Annotated in this window: 15 protein-coding genes; 2 read left to right on the top strand and 13 right to left on the bottom strand. The window is 65.0% G+C overall.

Going from position 1 to position 15,547, the window contains the following annotated elements:
• Positions 1-25: 25 nt before the first annotated feature.
• Both V3B46_RS10595 and glmU read right to left on the bottom strand, forming a co-directional pair.
• Positions 26-574: a GNAT family N-acetyltransferase gene (locus V3B46_RS10595; RefSeq protein WP_329891865.1), complete on the bottom strand. Its 549-nt coding sequence runs from the start codon at positions 572-574 to the stop codon at positions 26-28.
• Positions 543-1,910 carry a bifunctional UDP-N-acetylglucosamine diphosphorylase/glucosamine-1-phosphate N-acetyltransferase GlmU gene (gene glmU / locus V3B46_RS10590; RefSeq protein ID WP_134951578.1) on the bottom strand — a complete coding sequence of 456 codons (1,368 nt, stop codon included), beginning with the start codon at positions 1,908-1,910 and terminating at the stop codon, positions 543-545. Before glmU ends, V3B46_RS10595 begins: the two co-directional genes overlap by 32 nt.
• A gap of 83 nt (positions 1,911-1,993) precedes the next feature.
• Here glmU and V3B46_RS10585 point away from each other — a divergent pair, with 83 nt between their 5' ends.
• Positions 1,994-2,377 carry a GtrA family protein gene (locus V3B46_RS10585; RefSeq protein WP_154264488.1) on the top strand — a complete coding sequence of 128 codons (384 nt, stop codon included), beginning with the start codon at positions 1,994-1,996 and terminating at the stop codon, positions 2,375-2,377.
• Positions 2,378-2,382: 5 nt separating this feature from the next.
• Here V3B46_RS10585 and V3B46_RS10580 read toward each other — a convergent pair whose 3' ends face one another.
• The 10 genes from V3B46_RS10580 to V3B46_RS10535 all read right to left on the bottom strand — a co-directional run bounded on the left by V3B46_RS10580 (position 2,383) and on the right by V3B46_RS10535 (position 11,919).
• Entirely contained in the window at positions 2,383-4,524 is a 2,142-nt protein-coding gene (locus V3B46_RS10580; RefSeq protein ID WP_329891864.1) for a hypothetical protein, read from the bottom strand.
• 177 nt (positions 4,525-4,701) lie between these two features.
• Positions 4,702-5,124: a F0F1 ATP synthase subunit epsilon gene (locus V3B46_RS10575; RefSeq protein ID WP_005419509.1), complete on the bottom strand. Its 423-nt coding sequence runs from the start codon at positions 5,122-5,124 to the stop codon at positions 4,702-4,704.
• A gap of 113 nt (positions 5,125-5,237) precedes the next feature.
• Positions 5,238-6,644 (bottom strand): F0F1 ATP synthase subunit beta, encoded by a 1,407-nt coding sequence (gene atpD / locus V3B46_RS10570; RefSeq protein ID WP_106551344.1) that lies wholly within the window; start codon positions 6,642-6,644, stop codon positions 5,238-5,240.
• 38 nt (positions 6,645-6,682) lie between these two features.
• A complete protein-coding gene (gene atpG / locus V3B46_RS10565; protein ID WP_329891863.1) occupies positions 6,683-7,546 on the bottom strand; it encodes a F0F1 ATP synthase subunit gamma in 864 nt (287 codons plus the stop codon).
• 97 nt (positions 7,547-7,643) lie between these two features.
• The gene (atpA, locus tag V3B46_RS10560) at positions 7,644-9,191 is read right to left on the bottom strand and encodes a F0F1 ATP synthase subunit alpha (RefSeq protein WP_032129047.1); all 1,548 of its coding nucleotides are present in this window, start codon (positions 9,189-9,191) and stop codon (positions 7,644-7,646) included.
• Between the two features lie 44 nt (positions 9,192-9,235).
• Positions 9,236-9,763, bottom strand: a complete 528-nt coding sequence (locus V3B46_RS10555) for a F0F1 ATP synthase subunit delta (RefSeq protein WP_154264491.1) — start codon at positions 9,761-9,763, stop codon at positions 9,236-9,238.
• Between the two features lie 2 nt (positions 9,764-9,765).
• Positions 9,766-10,236 carry a F0F1 ATP synthase subunit B gene (locus V3B46_RS10550; RefSeq protein WP_005419512.1) on the bottom strand — a complete coding sequence of 157 codons (471 nt, stop codon included), beginning with the start codon at positions 10,234-10,236 and terminating at the stop codon, positions 9,766-9,768.
• Between the two features lie 106 nt (positions 10,237-10,342).
• Positions 10,343-10,648 carry a F0F1 ATP synthase subunit C gene (atpE, locus tag V3B46_RS10545; RefSeq protein WP_005411133.1) on the bottom strand — a complete coding sequence of 102 codons (306 nt, stop codon included), beginning with the start codon at positions 10,646-10,648 and terminating at the stop codon, positions 10,343-10,345.
• Between the two features lie 73 nt (positions 10,649-10,721).
• On the bottom strand, positions 10,722-11,522 hold the full coding sequence (gene atpB, locus V3B46_RS10540) for a F0F1 ATP synthase subunit A (protein WP_010481316.1): 801 nt from the start codon (positions 11,520-11,522) through the stop codon (positions 10,722-10,724).
• 31 nt (positions 11,523-11,553) lie between these two features.
• Positions 11,554-11,919, bottom strand: coding sequence for a hypothetical protein (locus tag V3B46_RS10535; RefSeq protein ID WP_006394654.1), 366 nt, complete (start codon positions 11,917-11,919; stop codon positions 11,554-11,556).
• 459 nt (positions 11,920-12,378) lie between these two features.
• Here V3B46_RS10535 and V3B46_RS10530 point away from each other — a divergent pair, with 459 nt between their 5' ends.
• Positions 12,379-13,197 carry a hypothetical protein gene (locus V3B46_RS10530; RefSeq protein ID WP_049435856.1) on the top strand — a complete coding sequence of 273 codons (819 nt, stop codon included), beginning with the start codon at positions 12,379-12,381 and terminating at the stop codon, positions 13,195-13,197.
• Between the two features lie 459 nt (positions 13,198-13,656).
• On the opposite strand, the gene lpdA is transcribed toward V3B46_RS10530, so the two are convergent.
• Positions 13,657-15,465, bottom strand: coding sequence for a dihydrolipoyl dehydrogenase (gene lpdA / locus V3B46_RS10525; RefSeq protein WP_329891862.1), 1,809 nt, complete (start codon positions 15,463-15,465; stop codon positions 13,657-13,659).
• Positions 15,466-15,547: the final 82 nt, after the last annotated feature.

Raw genomic sequence — 15,547 nt, 5'->3', positions numbered from 1 at the left:
AACGCCCATGACCGGTGGCCGACCTTCAGCCATCCAGCGAAGAGATGGATCGCCGCATCGCTACCCGCAGGTGCATCGGAAACCCGAGCGCAGCCTCTTCGGCCATCACCGCGCGCAGGCCATCGTTCCACTGCGCCTCGGGCACGACGTCGAATCCTTCGCTGGCATAGAAGGCCGCATTCCATGGCACGTCGGACAGCGTGGTCAGCACCGCGGCCGCGTAGCCCCCCACCCTCGCCTGCGCCAAGGCATGGCGCAGCAAAGCGCGGCCGTGGCCACGCCGCGCGTGCGCGGGATCCACGTCCATCTGCAGCACATGGAACTCACCGCAGATTTCACCGGCCAGCAGGTAACCCGCAATGCCACCGTCAGCCGCATCCACCACCCACAACTGGCCACGTTGAAGGCCATCCTGCAGCGTCGGCAGGTCCAGACCATGCCCGGCAAACACCGGGTAGGCCTGGTGACCCTTCAGCAGTTCACCGGCACGTTGTTCAATTGCCGGCAGCATGCCGAGCTCGTCGGCATGCGGGATGCGTGGCTCAGGACTTCTTGAGCGGGCGCTTCCAGCCATCGATGGTTTCCTGTCGTGCACGTGCCAGTGTCAGCTTGCCATCCGGAGCGTCGCGGGTGATGACCGAACCGGCGGCAATCGTCGCGCTGTCGCCAATGGTCACCGGTGCTACCAGCGAACTGTTGGAACCGATGAAGGCGTTGTCGCCGATGGTGGTGGTCGACTTGTTCACGCCGTCGTAGTTGCAGGTGATGGTGCCGGCACCGATGTTCACCTTGCTGCCGATCACCGCGTCGCCCAGGTAGGTCAGGTGATTGGCCTTGCTGCCGACACCGAGGGTGACCTTCTTGGTCTCGACGAAGTTGCCGACGTGCACACCGTCGGCGAGCACGGTCCCCGGGCGCAGCCGCGCGAACGGTCCCACCAGCGCAGCGCCTTCGGTGACCACGCCTTCCAGGTCACAATGCGCGCGCACTTCGGTGCCCGGGCCAAGATTGACGTCCTTCAGCCGGTTGAACGGGCCTACGGTGACGCCGTCGCCGAGCACGATGTGGCCTTCCAGAACGACATCGACATCGATCAGCACGTCGCTGCCCACGGTGACGGTGCCACGGATATCCAGTCGTGCCGGGTCGCGCACGCGCGCGCCCTGTGCGCACAGCGCCCGTACCGCGCGGCGCTGCCAGGCACGCTCCAGCTGCGAAAGCTGCCAGGGATCGTTTGCCCCTTCGGCTTCCTGCGCGTCGGCCACCAGTGCCATTTCGGCCGGGGTGTACTCGTGCGCGGCAAAGGCGAACACGTCGGTCAGGTAGTACTCGCCCTGCGCGTTGCTGTTGGACAGCTGCGACAGCCAGCGCCGCAGAGCGGTCGACTCGGCGGCAATGATGCCGGTGTTGATCGTGCGCACACGCAGCTGGTCGTCGGTAGCGTCCTTCTGTTCGACAATCGAGCCGACCTTGCCTTCGGCATCGCGCAGCACGCGGCCATAACCGGTCGGGTCATCGACATCGGCGACCAGCACCGCCAGGCGACCCGGCTGCGCCAGCAGGTCGCGCAGGGTCTGCGCGCGGATCAGCGGCACGTCGCCGTACAGCACAAGCACCTGCGCGGCGTCGGGCACCTGCGGCATCGCCTGGGCCACCGCATGGCCGGTGCCCAGCTGCTGCGCCTGTTCAGCCCATTGCAGGTCGGGCTGGTCGGCGAAGTGCTGGCGCACCGCTTCACCACCATGGCCGTAGACCACGTGGATCGCCGAGGGCTGCAGTTCGCGGGCCGCATCGATCACATGCGCCAGCATCGGCTGGCCGGCGATCGGCTGCAGCACCTTCGGCAGCACCGACTTCATGCGCTTGCCCGCGCCAGCGGCGAGGATGATGACGTGCAGGGGTTGGGTCATGGGAACGGCAGTCCGTGGTTCGTTGCCGATGATTCTAGAGCGTGGGCCGTTAACATGTGCATCCCACGTCCTTCACCACACTGATGGGCCTCGTCCGCCAGGGAAGCACCTATCTCATCATCGGCCTCGTGCAGCTGCTGCTCGACTGGCTGGTGTTCGTCGCCGCGACCGCGCTGGGCCTGCCGGTGGTGCCTGCCAACATTGCCGGTCGCCTGGCCGGGATGCTGCTGGGCTTCTGGCTCAACGGCCGCTACACCTTTGCCAACGCAGGTGATGCGCGCCTTGGCTGGCGTCGATTTTCACGCTTTCTGGGAATCTGGGCCGCACTTACCGCCGCCAGCACGGTGCTTGTCGCTATGACCAGCCGCCACCTTGGATTGGATTGGGCCTGGCTGGCCAAGCCGCTGATCGAAGGTGGGATCGCCCTGATCTCCTTCCTGCTGCTGCGCCATGTGGTCTTCCGCTGAGACCTTCAGCCTGCTCCACCCGTGGCGAATCGCTTCCGCAGCCCATCCCGCCACAGTTGCAGCGGGCTGTACCCAAGTTCCACGCGATGCCACCCTGCGGGCACGCACACCGCATGGAAGAGCCCGTTGGCACGCATCAGCGGCAACGACACTCCGCTCTCCAGACGGGCCTGCCAGCCCTGGGCCGTTACCTCATTGATCACCAGCCACGCCGGATGCTCGACGTCCACATCAAGGACGATCCTTCCCGGCTGATAGGCCTGCGTGAGCACCTTCAGCTGGCCCGCCTCACGTTCAGGGCAGTCCGTCTGATGCCCGGTGGGCAGCCAGACCACCTGGCTGAAGTCGGTCTGGTTGAACTCAGCGGCCGGTGGCAGGCGTTCACTGTGCCGCTGCACCCGTTGCGGGTTGAGCGTGCGCGGCAGCACACCTCCGCGTAGCGCCAGCTGCACCTCGCTGCCTTGGTCATCGGACCCTGCAAACGGCTCCGGTGACAGCAGCCAGCGGACACCCAGCAGGTCGTACACGGGGGCGTCCATGTCGGGAGCCCAAGGGGTCGTCGCCTTCTGCTGGAAAGCAGCCACGGGCTCCGTCGGCATGCCGACCATGTCTTGGTAATCACTGGACAGCAGCGGGTTGTAGCCATTGGCCAGTGGAATCGCGTGCACAGCCGCGCCATTGGTCAGCACGCCGATGCCGAAGACGATGGCGCGCTCGGGCAGGCCTGTGCGCCGTTCGGCGGCGAGCAGCGCATACGCGCGCTGCGTGGCGCCATTGCGCTCGGCCGTCATTACCGGCGGACGGGCGCCCGATGTATTGAAGCGTGCCCCCACGTTGAACAGCAGCATGTCGAACACGACCAGTGCGATCAGCCAGCGCATCGGAGCCGGGTGCCGGCGCAGCAGCTGCACCGCAGCAGTGCCGATGCCGGCACTGGCTGCCAGCCACGCAAAGGCTTCCAGATGCCCGCGGCTCACGGCCAACCAGGAGGCAACGCACACGAGGACAACGACTATCGCCAACGACACCCGGTGCGGGCGCAGTGCGCGCTTTTCCAACGCAACCTGCAACGCCTGTGCACCCAGCCAGGCCGCTGCCGGTACCGCAAGGAACAGCGCATCAGAGGGCCGTCGGAACAGATCAAGACCCGGCAATCCGCTGAAGAGCCATGCGAACAGCGGAGTGACGTCACCCAACGCGACCAGTGTCGTCAACAGCAGTACACCGAGCGCCAGACAGGTGGCCCGTCGCTGCCTGCGCACAACGCTGCCGCCCCAGGCCAGCCAGAGCGCCAATGGCACCGCGCCGAAATAGAGGTAGTCCGTGGTGCTATCGCCGAAGGACCAGCTAACCCCACGTACCTGCGAGAACACATTTCCCGAGAGCAGTGTCACCAGCCCCTGCCAGTGCATCGCACCGGCCAGCGCCATCTCCAGAGTCATGCCATCACGATTGGTGTCACCCAGCCAGGCCAACGTGGAAAGCCACTGGGGGGCGCTCACTGCGGCGGCGATCAGGGCGACCGCGGACAGCTGCACTGCGAGGCGGAAGCGCTTGCCTGTTGCCGACAGAACTGCGCCTGCGGCGTACACGGCACACGCCAGGATGATGAAATAGGTCACCTGGGTCAGCTGCAGCGCGCACAGGCCGCCTGCAATTCCCGCCAGCAGCACGTCACGCGTGCGGCCCCGGTTCCGAACAGTCGACAATCCCAGCCACAGCCAGGGAAGCAGGCTGTAGCTGACGATCATCGGCGTGTGCTGCAGGCGGGAGGCTGCCACTGCACCGAACATCAGCACCATCGCAAAGAACCACTGTGCGGGTGCAGAAAAACCGAATGAACGCGCCAGGCGCAGTGCGCCGAAGCCACCTGCCAGCACATGCAGCAGCACCACCACGGTGAAAAGATGCAACGACGCGGGCGCCAGCAGCATCGGCAGGACCATGGTCGGCTGCAGCGTCATCATCTGCGGATCGGCGATCTGCGGATAGCCACCGAACAGGTAGGGATTCCACCAAGGGGCCTGCAGGTTCCGAAGCTGCTCGGCACTGAAACTGACCGCCGGGAAGAACTGCTGCACGGCGTCGTAGGGGATGACCTTGGTACCGATCAGCCACGGCAGGCACAGCAGCAACCAGCTTGCCACCCACAGGGTTTCTGGCCGAGCCCATCGGGAACGGGCTGCATCCGTGGCGCCGATGCTCGGGACCGATGCGTACTGCATTCCGTGCATGCCTCCCTTCTCCTCAACGAAAATCGCCGGCACTGAGCCGGCGATCTTCCATCACTACCGGCATTGCTGCCGATGGTTCCCGAGCACGTGTCAGTGCTTGAGGTTCTTGCGCAGGCGCTCCAGCGCCTGCAGCTGGACGACGGCTTCGGCCAGCTTCTGCTGGGCTTCAGCCACTTCCATCGCTTCGCCGCGGTTGGCCAGGATGCGCTCGGCTTCTTCCTTGGCCTTGCGGACCGAGGCTTCGTCGATGTCCTGCGCGCGGATCGCGGTGTCGGCCAGCACGGTCACCACCTGCGGCTGCACTTCCAGGATGCCGCCGGAAATGGCGAAATCCAGCTGCTCGCCGTTCGGCGTGGTCACCACCACCTTGCCCGGCTTCAGGCGGGTGATCAGCGGCGCGTGCTTGGGCGCGATGCCCAGTTCGCCCAGCTCACCGGTGGCCACGACCAGGGTCGCTTCGCCACGGAAGATTTCCTGCTCGGCGCTGACGATGTCGCAACGGATCGTGCTCATGCAAATCTCTTCGCTGTTCGCGGCGGCGCAATGCCACCGTGGGAGTCCACCGGCGCGGGCAGTTGCCCGGCGCCGGCGTCAGGTCGGGCAGGATCGCTCCCGCCCGTCCCGGATCAGGCCTTCTCGGCCATCTTCTTGGCCTTCTCGACCGCTTCTTCGATGCCGCCGACCATGTAGAACGCCTGCTCCGGCAGGTGGTCGTACTCGCCATCGACGATGGCCTTGAAGCCACGGATGGTGTCCTTCAGCGGCACGTACTTGCCCGGCGAACCGGTGAACACTTCGGCCACGTGGAACGGCTGGCTGAAGAAGCGCTCGATCTTGCGGGCGCGCGACACGGCCTGCTTGTCTTCTTCGGACAGTTCGTCCATGCCCAGGATCGCGATGATGTCCTTCAGTTCCTTGTACTTCTGCAGGGTCTGCTGGACGCGCTGGGCGGTGTCGTAGTGCTCGTGGCCGATGACCAGCGGGTCCATCTGGCGGCTGGTGGAGTCCAGCGGATCGACGGCCGGGTAGATACCCAGCGAGGCGATCGAACGCGACAGGGTCACGGTCGAGTCCAGGTGGGCGAAGGTGGTCGCCGGCGACGGGTCGGTCAGGTCGTCCGCGGGAACGTAGACGGCCTGGATCGAGGTGATCGAACCGTTCTTGGTCGAGGTGATACGCTCCTGCAGGACGCCCATTTCCTCGGCCAGGGTCGGCTGGTAACCCACGGCGGACGGCATACGGCCCAGCAGTGCCGACACTTCGGTACCGGCCAGGGTGTAGCGGTAGATGTTGTCGACGAACAGCAGGACGTCCTTGCCCTTGCCGTTTTCGTCCTTCTCGTCGCGGAAGTACTCGGCCATGGTCAGGCCGGTCAGGGCGACGCGCAGACGGTTGCCCGGCGGCTCGTTCATCTGGCCGTACACCATCGCCACCTTGTCGAGGACGTTGGAGTCCTTCATTTCGTGGTAGAAGTCGTTGCCCTCACGGGTACGCTCACCCACGCCGGCGAACACGGACAGACCGCTGTGCGCCTTGGCGATGTTGTTGATCAGTTCCATCATGTTGACGGTCTTGCCGACGCCGGCGCCGCCGAACAGGCCGACCTTGCCGCCCTTGGCGAACGGGCACATCAGGTCGATGACCTTGATGCCGGTTTCCAGCAGCTCGGTAGCCGGGGACTGGTCTTCGTACGACGGGGCCGCACGGTGGATTTCCCAGCTGTCGCTGGCGGCCACCGGGCCGGCTTCGTCGATCGGACGGCCGAGCACGTCCATGATGCGGCCCAGGGTGCCAGCGCCGACCGGCACGGAGATGCCGCGGCCGGTGTTGGTGGCGACCAGGTTGCGCTTCAGGCCGTCGGTGGAACCGAGGGCGATGGTACGCACCACGCCGTCGCCCAGCTGCTGCTGGACTTCGAGGGTGATTTCGGTGTTGTCGACCTTCAGTGCGTCGTACACCTTCGGCACCGACTCACGCGGGAATTCGACGTCGACGACCGCGCCGATGATCTGAACGATCTTGCCCTGACTCATTGCTGCATCCTCTAAATGTGTGCTTTGAACGAACGCGGTCAGACTGCTGCCGCGCCGCCGACGATTTCGGAGATTTCCTGGGTGATCGCTGCCTGGCGCGCCTTGTTGTAGACGAGCTGCAGGGTGCCGATCAGCTTGTTGGCGTTGTCGCTCGCCGCCTTCATCGCAACCATGCGTGCCGCATGCTCGGAGGCGACGTTTTCCAGCAGTGCCTGGTACACCAGCGACTCGATGTAACGCGTCATCACGTGCTCGAGCACGGTCGCGGCATCGGGTTCGTACAGGTAATCCCAGTCGTGGTGAGCGACCTGCTTCTCGGCCGGCGGCAGCGGCAGCAGCTGATCGAAGCTGGCCTTCTGCACCATGGTGTTCACGAAGCGGTTGTAGACCAGGTACACGCGGTCGATCTTGCCTTCGGTGAAGGCGTCGAGCATGACCTTGATCACACCGATCAGCGATTCCAGCTTCGGCACGTCGCCGATGTGGGTCATGCTGCCGACCATGTTGACCTTCACGCGGCGGAAGAAGGTCGATGCCTTCTGGCCGATGGTCACCAGGTCCACTTCCGCACCCTTGTCCTGCCATGCCTTGGCTTCGCCCAGCATCTTGCGGAACAGGTTGTTGTTCAGGCCGCCGGCCAGGCCGCGATCGGAGGAGATCACGATGAAACCGACCCGCTTGACCTGCTCACGCTCGACCAGGAACGGATGCTGGTAGTCGGTGCTGGCCTGGGCCAGGTGACCGATCACCTGCTTCATCGCCTGCGCGTACGGACGCGAGGTCTTCATCCGATCCTGCGCCTTGCGGATCTTGGAGGCCGAGACCATTTCCAGGGCGCGCGTCACCTTGCGGGTGTTCTGCACGCTCTTGATCTTGGTTTTGATTTCGCGTCCGCTTGCCATCTCTTGTTTCCCGTGGCGCGGGGCTGCTGCCCCGCGTTGTTCAACCGTTTGTCATCTGGTCCAGCGGAGCCGGAGGCTCCGCTCTACAGGACCGCGATTACCAGCTGCCGGTGGTCTTGAACTCGGCGATGCCCTTCTTGAAGGCACCTTCGATGTCGTTGTCCCAACCGCCGGTGGCGTTGACCTTGCTGACCAGCTCGCCCTGGGTGTTGGCGAAGTGGGCGTGCAGGCCTTCTTCGAACGCCAGCAGCTTGTTGACCGGCACGTCGTCGAGGTAACCCTCGTTGACGGCGTAGATCGACAGCGCCTGGTTGGCGATCGACATCGGCGCGTACTGCTTCTGCTTCATCAGCTCGGTGACGCGCTGGCCACGCTCCAGCTGCTTGCGGGTCGCTTCGTCCAGGTCCGAGGCGAACTGCGCGAACGCAGCCAGCTCGCGGTACTGGGCCAGCGAGATACGGATGCCGCCCGACAGCTTCTTGATGATCTTGGTCTGGGCCGAGCCACCGACGCGCGACACCGAGATACCGGCGTTCACGGCCGGGCGGATGCCGGCGTTGAACAGGTCGGTTTCCAGGAAGATCTGGCCGTCGGTGATCGAGATCACGTTGGTCGGAACGAAGGCGGACACGTCGCCGGCCTGGGTTTCGATGATCGGCAGCGCGGTCAGCGAACCGGTCTTGCCGGTGACCTTGCCTTCGGTGAACTTCTCGACGTATTCCTCGGACACGCGGGCAGCGCGCTCGAGCAGACGGGAGTGCAGGTAGAACACGTCACCCGGGTAGGCTTCACGGCCCGGCGGGCGCTTCAGCAGCAGCGAGATCTGGCGGTAGGCGACGGCCTGCTTGGACAGATCGTCGTACACGATCAACGCGTCTTCGCCGCGGTCCATGAAGTACTCACCCATGGTGCAGCCCGAGTAGGCGCTGATGTACTGCATGGCAGCCGATTCGGAAGCGGTCGCGGCCACCACGATGGTGTGGGCCAGCGCGCCGTTCTCTTCCAGCTTGCGCACGATGTTGGCGATGGTCGAAGCCTTCTGGCCGATCGCAACGTACACGCACTTGATGCCGGTGCCCTTCTGGTTGATCACCGCATCGATCGCCATCGCGGTCTTGCCGGTCTGGCGGTCACCGATGATCAGCTCGCGCTGGCCACGGCCGATCGGGATCATCGAGTCGACCGACTTGTAACCGGTCTGCACCGGCTGGTCGACCGACTTGCGCCAGATCACACCCGGAGCAACGCGCTCCACCGGAGCGGTCAGGTCGGTGCCCAGCGGGCCCTTGCCGTCGATCGGCTCGCCCAGCGCGTTCACGACGCGGCCCAGCAGTTCCGGACCGACCGGCACTTCCAGGATGCGGCCGGTGGTCTTGGCGACGTCGCCTTCGCGCAGGTTTTCGTAGTCACCCAGGACCACGGCGCCGACCGAGTCGCGCTCCAGGTTCAGGGCCAGGGCGAAGGTGTTGTTCGGCAGTTCGATCATTTCGCCCTGCATCACGTCGGCCAGACCGAAGATGCGCACGATGCCGTCGGACACGCTGGTCACGGTGCCTTCGTTGCGCGATTCCGCGGCCAGCTTGACCTTCTCGATGCGGTTCTTGATCAGTTCGCTGATTTCGGAGGGGTTGAGCGTGGTTGCCATCGTCAAGTCCTAGTGCCGGCAGCGGGGCCGGACGTTAAATGAATTCAGTTAGCGAGCGCGGTCTGCAGACGGGCCAGCTTGCCCTTCAGCGAACCATCGATGACCACGTCGCCGGCGTCGATCACGGCGCCGCCGATCAGCGAAGCATCGACCGCGGTGGTCACGTCGACCTCGCGGTTGAAGCGCTTGCGCAGCGCAACCTTGATCGCGTCCAGCTCTACGGCCGACAGCTCGGAAGCCGAAGTCACGGTGGCCTTGACCACGTGCTCGGCTTCGGCGCGCAGGGCGTCGAACATGCCGGAGATTTCCGGCAGCAGCGGCAGACGATGCGATTCGGCCAGGATGGCCAGGAAGCGCGAGTAGGTCTCGCCGTGGGACACCGGCGCCAGCAGGGCGACGGCGTCGTCACGACCCAGCTCCGGGTTGGCGAGCAGGGCCGCCACGCGCGGATCGGCGGCGACGTGGGCGGAGAACGCCAGGGCGTCCGACCACGGCGCGAACGCGCCTTCGTCGCGCGCGGTCGCGAACGCGGCGCGGGCGTACGGGCGGGCAAGCGTGAGGGCCTGGCTCATCCTTAGATCTCCGAGGCCAGCTCGTCGAGCAGCGCCTTGTGGGCGTTGGCGTCGATTTCGCGCTTGAGCAGCTTTTCGGCACCGGTCACGGCCAGCGCGGACACCTGCTTGCGCAGATCTTCACGGGCACGGTTGGCGGCGGCGTCGATTTCAGCCTGGGCCAGTTCCTTCTGACGGGTGGCTTCGGTGATCGCTTCGTTACGGGCAGCATCAACGATCTGGTTGGCACGTGCGTGGGCCTGATCGATGATCTCGTTGGCCTTGGTGCGTGCTTCCTTCAACGCTTCGTTGACCTTCTCCTGCGCCTGGGCCAGATCTTTCTGGCTGCGGTCGGCAGCAGCGAGGCCTTCAGCAATCTTCTGCTGGCGCTCTTCGATCGCGTTCATCAGCGGCGGCCAGATCTTGGTCGCGATGATCCAGATCAGACCAGCGAAGGCGAGCGCCTGCGCAAGAAGGGTGAAATTGATATTCATGGTTAGCTCGATCGCTGGTTTCGGGGTGGACGTGCCGCCGAAGCGGCACATCCGGCCTTCATCCGAAACCGGGTGCATCAGCACCCGGTCGTCTCAAACCGCTGTATCAGCCGGCCAGAGCCTTGGTGACGGCGCCAGCGAAGGCAGCCGACAGCGGGTTGGCGAAGGCCAGCAGCAGGCCGACGGCGACCGAGATGATGAACGCGGCGTCGATCAGGCCGGCGGTGATGAACATGCGGACCTGCAGGACCGGGATCAGTTCCGGCTGGCGGGCGGCCGACTCCAGGAACTTACCAGCCATGATGGCCAGACCCAGACCGGCGCCCAGCGCGGCCAGGCCGATCATGATGCCGACGGCAAGGGCGGTGGAGCTCTGAATCTGCGCGAAGTTGGTCAGGACGGCGAAGTACATGGTTATCTCCAGGAACTTAAGTTGCTAAGGGTGATGAAACGGATGAAGGTTGAAACGCGTTGAAGCTTGAAACTCAGTGAGCGTCTTCCGACAGGCTTAGGTACACGATCGACAGCATCATGAAGATGAAGGCCTGCAGCGGGATCACCAGCAGGTGGAACAGCATCCAGCCGAGGCCGAACACACCACCGGCAATGGCACCGAAGAAACCGGCACCACCCAGCACCCAGATCAGCAGGAACACGATTTCGCCGCCGAACATGTTGCCGAACAGTCGCATCGCCAGCGAGATCGGCTTGCTCAGCCACTCGACGATGTTGAGGATCAGGTTGAACGGCATCATCCACTTGCCGAACGGCGCCGTCAGGAATTCCTTGATGAAACCGCCCAGGCCCTTGGACTTGAGCGCGAAGAACAGCATCAGGAAGAACACGCTGATGGCCATGCCGAGGGTGGCATTGACGTCCGCGGTCGGCACCGGCTTCCAGTAGTGCACGCCCACCCATTCCAGCGGCTTGGCGATGAAATCGGCCGGGATCATCTTCAGCAGATTCATCAGCAGAATCCAGAAGAAGATGGTGATGGCGATCGGCGTGACCAGCTTGCTCTTGCCGTGGTAGGTGTCCTTGGCCTGGCGGTCGACGAACTCCAGGCAGATCTCGACGAAGGCCTGCCACTTGCCCGGCACGCCGGCGGTGGCCTTGCGGGTGCCCAGCCAGAACGCGACAACGATCACCAGGCCCATCAGGACCGCGGTGAGGAAGGTATCGACGTGGATATGCCAGAACATACCCTCACCCTTGCCGACCGGCGCGGTCAGGTTGTGCAGGTGATGCTGGATGTAGCTGGTAGGGGTTAGAGCCTCGCCCGCCATGTGTCCGGAACCTTCAGTTAATTGAATTCTGTCAACGCCTGGCCATCGCCAGGACCTGGAACATCAAGCCAACGGCGATACCGGCCAACAGCGCCAATGCAGGCAGCTTGAAGACCAGGAACCCCACCAGCAGGACGCCGAAAACCACCACCCACTTGGCCACGATCGCAATGATCAGGCGAGCCATCGCCGATCCTGCGGCCAGTGCCCCACCGCCCAGTGCCATCCGTGCCGCCACCCAGCCACCGGCCGAAATGGCCACACCGGACGCCAGCGCGCCGAGGGCATACTTCGGACCTACCAGCAGGAAGGCCAGGGCCAGGACAGCCACTGCGGCCAGCGGGTAGACCGCGGCGCGCAGCATCAGTCGCCGACCCGCATCAACGGAGTTCAGCACAGGACGTCCCGCGTGGTTGCAAGTGGAGGGCTGAGGCGACTACAGCAGGGGGGCCTCATCGAGCCGCCAAATTATAGCAATGGGACAATTTGCGAGACAACCGCTCCCTGTTCATCCCGGGAAGCCGCAAGTTGCGGTACCGGTTACATTTTTGCGTGCCACCCAGGGGACAATGACGTCCGTATGATGTTGCAGCGCAGTATTGAACTTTGGTCGCAGGCCGCGGAACTTTCGCCGAATGCGCCGGTCCGATCTTGCGACCTGCCTGCAGCAACCTCGTCGACGCTTCGCCCCGCAGGTCCCACGATGGCCCCGAAGCCCGGCTCCGGGGCCATCTTTTTGCATCGTCGCGACAGCGCTGAACCGTGCACACGCCGTGGACCATACGTTCACGCATGGTGGACGGGCCTGTCCCGCACAGTGGTCTTCATTCTGATGAACCACTGCAAGGACTCTTCGATGCGCCCCGTACCCACCCTGCTCGCCCTCTCCCTGCTCGCCGTCGGCGCTTCGTTCGCCACTGCCGCCCACGCCGCTGAAGGCGACGACCGCTTCGCCCTGCGCCTGGGTGCGATGAACATCGACTCGGACAACACCCTTCGCGGCAAGACCAACGTCGCCGGCCAGGACATTGGCTTCTCCGAAGACTTCAAGCTGGGTGGCAAGGAATGGGAGCCGCGCATCGACGGCATGTTCCGCATCAGCAACCGCCAGCGCCTGCTGTTCAACTACTTCAAGTACGACAAGGACCGCCGCGAGACCCTCGGCCAGGACATCTCCTTCGGTGACGTCAACGTGCCGTCCGGCAGCTTCGTCAAGGGTGAGCTGAAGTACCAGGTCGCGAGCCTGGTCTATGACTACTCGGTGGTGGACACCGATACCTTCGATCTCGGCCTGCAGCTGGGTGCCGAGTACGCCAAGGTCAGCACCAAGGCCTACGCCGATCTGGGCACCGTCTACGAAGGCCAGTTCCTCAATGAGAAGACCGACGGCGTGGCGCCGGTGGTCGGTGCGCGCCTGAGCTTCACCCCGTCGGAAAAGTGGATGATCACGCTGCAGGGCCAGTACCTCAACACGCGCTGGGGCAGCTTCGATGACTACAAGGGCGACCTGAGCCGCGCCAACGCCATCGTGGATTACCGCTTCACGAAGAACTTCGGTGTGTTCGCTGGCTACGACTGGTTCAAGCTCGACGCGGACAAGAAGGGCAGCGATGGCACCATCGGCCTGAAGCAGGAATTCAAGGGCCCGGTGGCCGGCGTCAGCTTCGTGTTCTGATCCCCCGCCCCTTCCACGGCACTCTCTCTCCTGGCGCGGCCTCCGGAACATCGGGGCCGCGCTTTTTCTTTGCATCGTCGAGCGGAGAAGCAGACTGGTCGAGCGCAGGGGGAAGAGGGGCTTGCGTGCGAATGTCCCCCGGCACCGGCCTGCGGCCGTCACCTCCTCCTTTACTTCGCACGCAAGTCCCTCTTCCCCCGCGTGTCAGGCATCCAGGCGGTCTAGGCTGTGGCTCTCGCCTGTCCGCACGCCGCGCCGGGGCGGGGGGGCCTGGCTTGGGCCAACCTTACCGGCGGCGCCCCCCGCCGCAGGCGGACGACGGGGGACATTTGTCCAAACGCCTGCCACCCGCGCATCGGCCCAGACCCTCGCGATGTGCAGCCGAAGGCTTCCCCACAGCCAACAAAAAAACCCCGGCAGAGGCCGGGGCTTTTTCGTTCGGAACGGCGCGCGGGCGCCTTACTTCTTCTTCGGCATGTACAGATCGGTGATCGTGCCGTCGTAGATTTCCGAGGCCATCGCCACCGATTCGCTCAGCGTCGGGTGGGCGTGGATGGTGTGGCCGATGTCTTCAGCTTCGGCACCCATCTCGATGGCCAGGCCGATCTCGGCCAGCAGGTCACCGGCATGCACGCCGACGATGGCACCACCGATGATGCGGTGGGTTTCTTCGTCGAAGATCAGCTTGGTAAAGCCCTCGGTGCGGCCGATGCCGATCGCGCGGCCGCTGGCGGCCCACGGGAACTTGGCCACGCCGACCTTCAGGCCCTTGGCCTTGGCTTCGGTCTCGGTCACGCCGACCCAGGCGATTTCCGGGTTGGTGTAGGCCACCGACGGAATCACGCGGGCCACCCATTCCTTCTTGTGGCCGGCAGCCACTTCGGCGGCCAGCTTGCCTTCGTGCGTGGCTTTGTGGGCCAGCATCGGGTTGCCGACGATGTCGCCGATGGCAAAGATGTGCGGCACGTTGGTGCGCATCTGGCGATCAACCGGGATGAAGCCACGGTCGGTGACCTGCACGCCGGCCTTTTCGGCATCGATCTTCTTGCCATTCGGCGAGCGGCCCACGGCCACCAGCACGCGGTCGAAGGTGCCCTGCGCCAGCGCAGGCGCCTGGCCTTCCTCGGCGGCGTCGAAGGTCACGGTGATGCCCTTGGCATCGGCGGTGACGCCCGAGGCCTTGGTCTTCAGGTGCACTTCGATGCCCTGCTTCTTCAGGCGGTCGGCCAGCGGCTTGACCAGGTCCTTGTCTGCGCCCGGCATCAGCTGGTCCATGAACTCGACCACGGTCACCTTGCTGCCCAGCGCGCCATACACGGTGGCCATTTCCAGGCCGATGATGCCGCCACCGACAACCAGCAGCGAGCCCGGCACTTCGGCCAGCTCCAGCGCGTCGGTGGAATCCATCACGCGCTTGTCGTCCCACGGGAAGTTCGGCAACTTCACCGCCTGCGAACCGGCGGCGATGATGCACTTCTGGAAGCGCAGCAGCTGGGTGCTGCCGTCGGCAGCGGTGATTTCCAGCTCGTTGGCCGAGACAAACCTGCCGACGCCCTGCACGCTGCGGACCTTGCGCTGCTTGGCCATGCCGGCCAGGCCCTTGGTCAGCTGGTTGACGACCTTTTCCTTGTACTCGCGCAGCTTGTCCAGGGTGATGGTCGGCTTGCCGAACTCGACGCCGAAATCACCGGCGTGGGCCACTTCGTCGATGACCGCTGCGGCGTGCAGCAGGGCCTTGGACGGAATGCAGCCGACGTTGAGGCAGACGCCGCCGAGGCTGGCGTAGCGCTCGACCAGCACCGTACCCAGGCCGACGTCGGCGGCGCGGAAAGCGGCGGTGTAGCCGCCCGGGCCGGAGCCCAGCACGACCATTTCGCATTCGATGTCGGCCGGCTTGCCGCTGGACAGCGCCGGCTTCGGCGCCGCCGGCTCGGCCGGGGCGCGGTGCGACGGGGTCACCGGCGGCTTGCTGGCCGGAGCGGCCGCGGCCGGAGCCGGCGCGGCGGCCTTGGCCGGGGCTTCGGCGGCACCTTCGGCGTCCAGCACCACGACCACGGCGCCTTCGGACAGGGTGTCGCCCAGCTTGACCTTCAGCTCCTTGACCACGCCTGCGGCCGAGGACGGCACTTCCAGGGTGGCCTTGTCCGACTCCAGGGTCACCAGACCCTGATCCTTCTTCACCGTGTCGCCGACGGCGACCAACACTTCGATCACCGGCACATCGCTGTAATCGCCGATGTCGGGAACCTTGACTTCAATCGTGGCCATGGTGGGTTTTCCTCGTGCCCGCCCGGCATGGCCGGCGGGCTGTCACTGCATCTGTTCACGCGGCCGCGCCAGGGGCGGCGGC

The organism is Stenotrophomonas sp. SMYL11, assembly GCF_036320005.1.
GTDB lineage: Bacteria > Pseudomonadota > Gammaproteobacteria > Xanthomonadales > Xanthomonadaceae > Stenotrophomonas > Stenotrophomonas maltophilia_A.
This window is presented reverse-complemented; position numbering and strand designations above follow the sequence as displayed.

Coding starts and splice junctions, on each gene's coding strand:
- V3B46_RS10595 (WP_329891865.1), bottom strand. CDS start 574: ATGGCTGGAAGCGCCCGCTCAAGAAGTCCTGAGCCACGCATCCCGCAT.
- glmU (WP_134951578.1), bottom strand. CDS start 1,910: ATGACCCAACCCCTGCACGTCATCATCCTCGCCGCTGGCGCGGGCAAG.
- V3B46_RS10585 (WP_154264488.1), top strand. CDS start 1,994: ATGGGCCTCGTCCGCCAGGGAAGCACCTATCTCATCATCGGCCTCGTG.
- V3B46_RS10575 (WP_005419509.1), bottom strand. CDS start 5,124: ATGAGCACGATCCGTTGCGACATCGTCAGCGCCGAGCAGGAAATCTTC.
- atpD (WP_106551344.1), bottom strand. CDS start 6,644: ATGAGTCAGGGCAAGATCGTTCAGATCATCGGCGCGGTCGTCGACGTC.
- atpG (WP_329891863.1), bottom strand. CDS start 7,546: ATGGCAAGCGGACGCGAAATCAAAACCAAGATCAAGAGCGTGCAGAAC.
- atpA (WP_032129047.1), bottom strand. CDS start 9,191: ATGGCAACCACGCTCAACCCCTCCGAAATCAGCGAACTGATCAAGAAC.
- V3B46_RS10555 (WP_154264491.1), bottom strand. CDS start 9,763: ATGAGCCAGGCCCTCACGCTTGCCCGCCCGTACGCCCGCGCCGCGTTC.
- V3B46_RS10550 (WP_005419512.1), bottom strand. CDS start 10,236: ATGAATATCAATTTCACCCTTCTTGCGCAGGCGCTCGCCTTCGCTGGT.
- atpE (WP_005411133.1), bottom strand. CDS start 10,648: ATGTACTTCGCCGTCCTGACCAACTTCGCGCAGATTCAGAGCTCCACC.
- atpB (WP_010481316.1), bottom strand. CDS start 11,522: ATGGCGGGCGAGGCTCTAACCCCTACCAGCTACATCCAGCATCACCTG.
- V3B46_RS10530 (WP_049435856.1), top strand. CDS start 12,379: ATGCGCCCCGTACCCACCCTGCTCGCCCTCTCCCTGCTCGCCGTCGGC.
- lpdA (WP_329891862.1), bottom strand. CDS start 15,465: ATGGCCACGATTGAAGTCAAGGTTCCCGACATCGGCGATTACAGCGAT.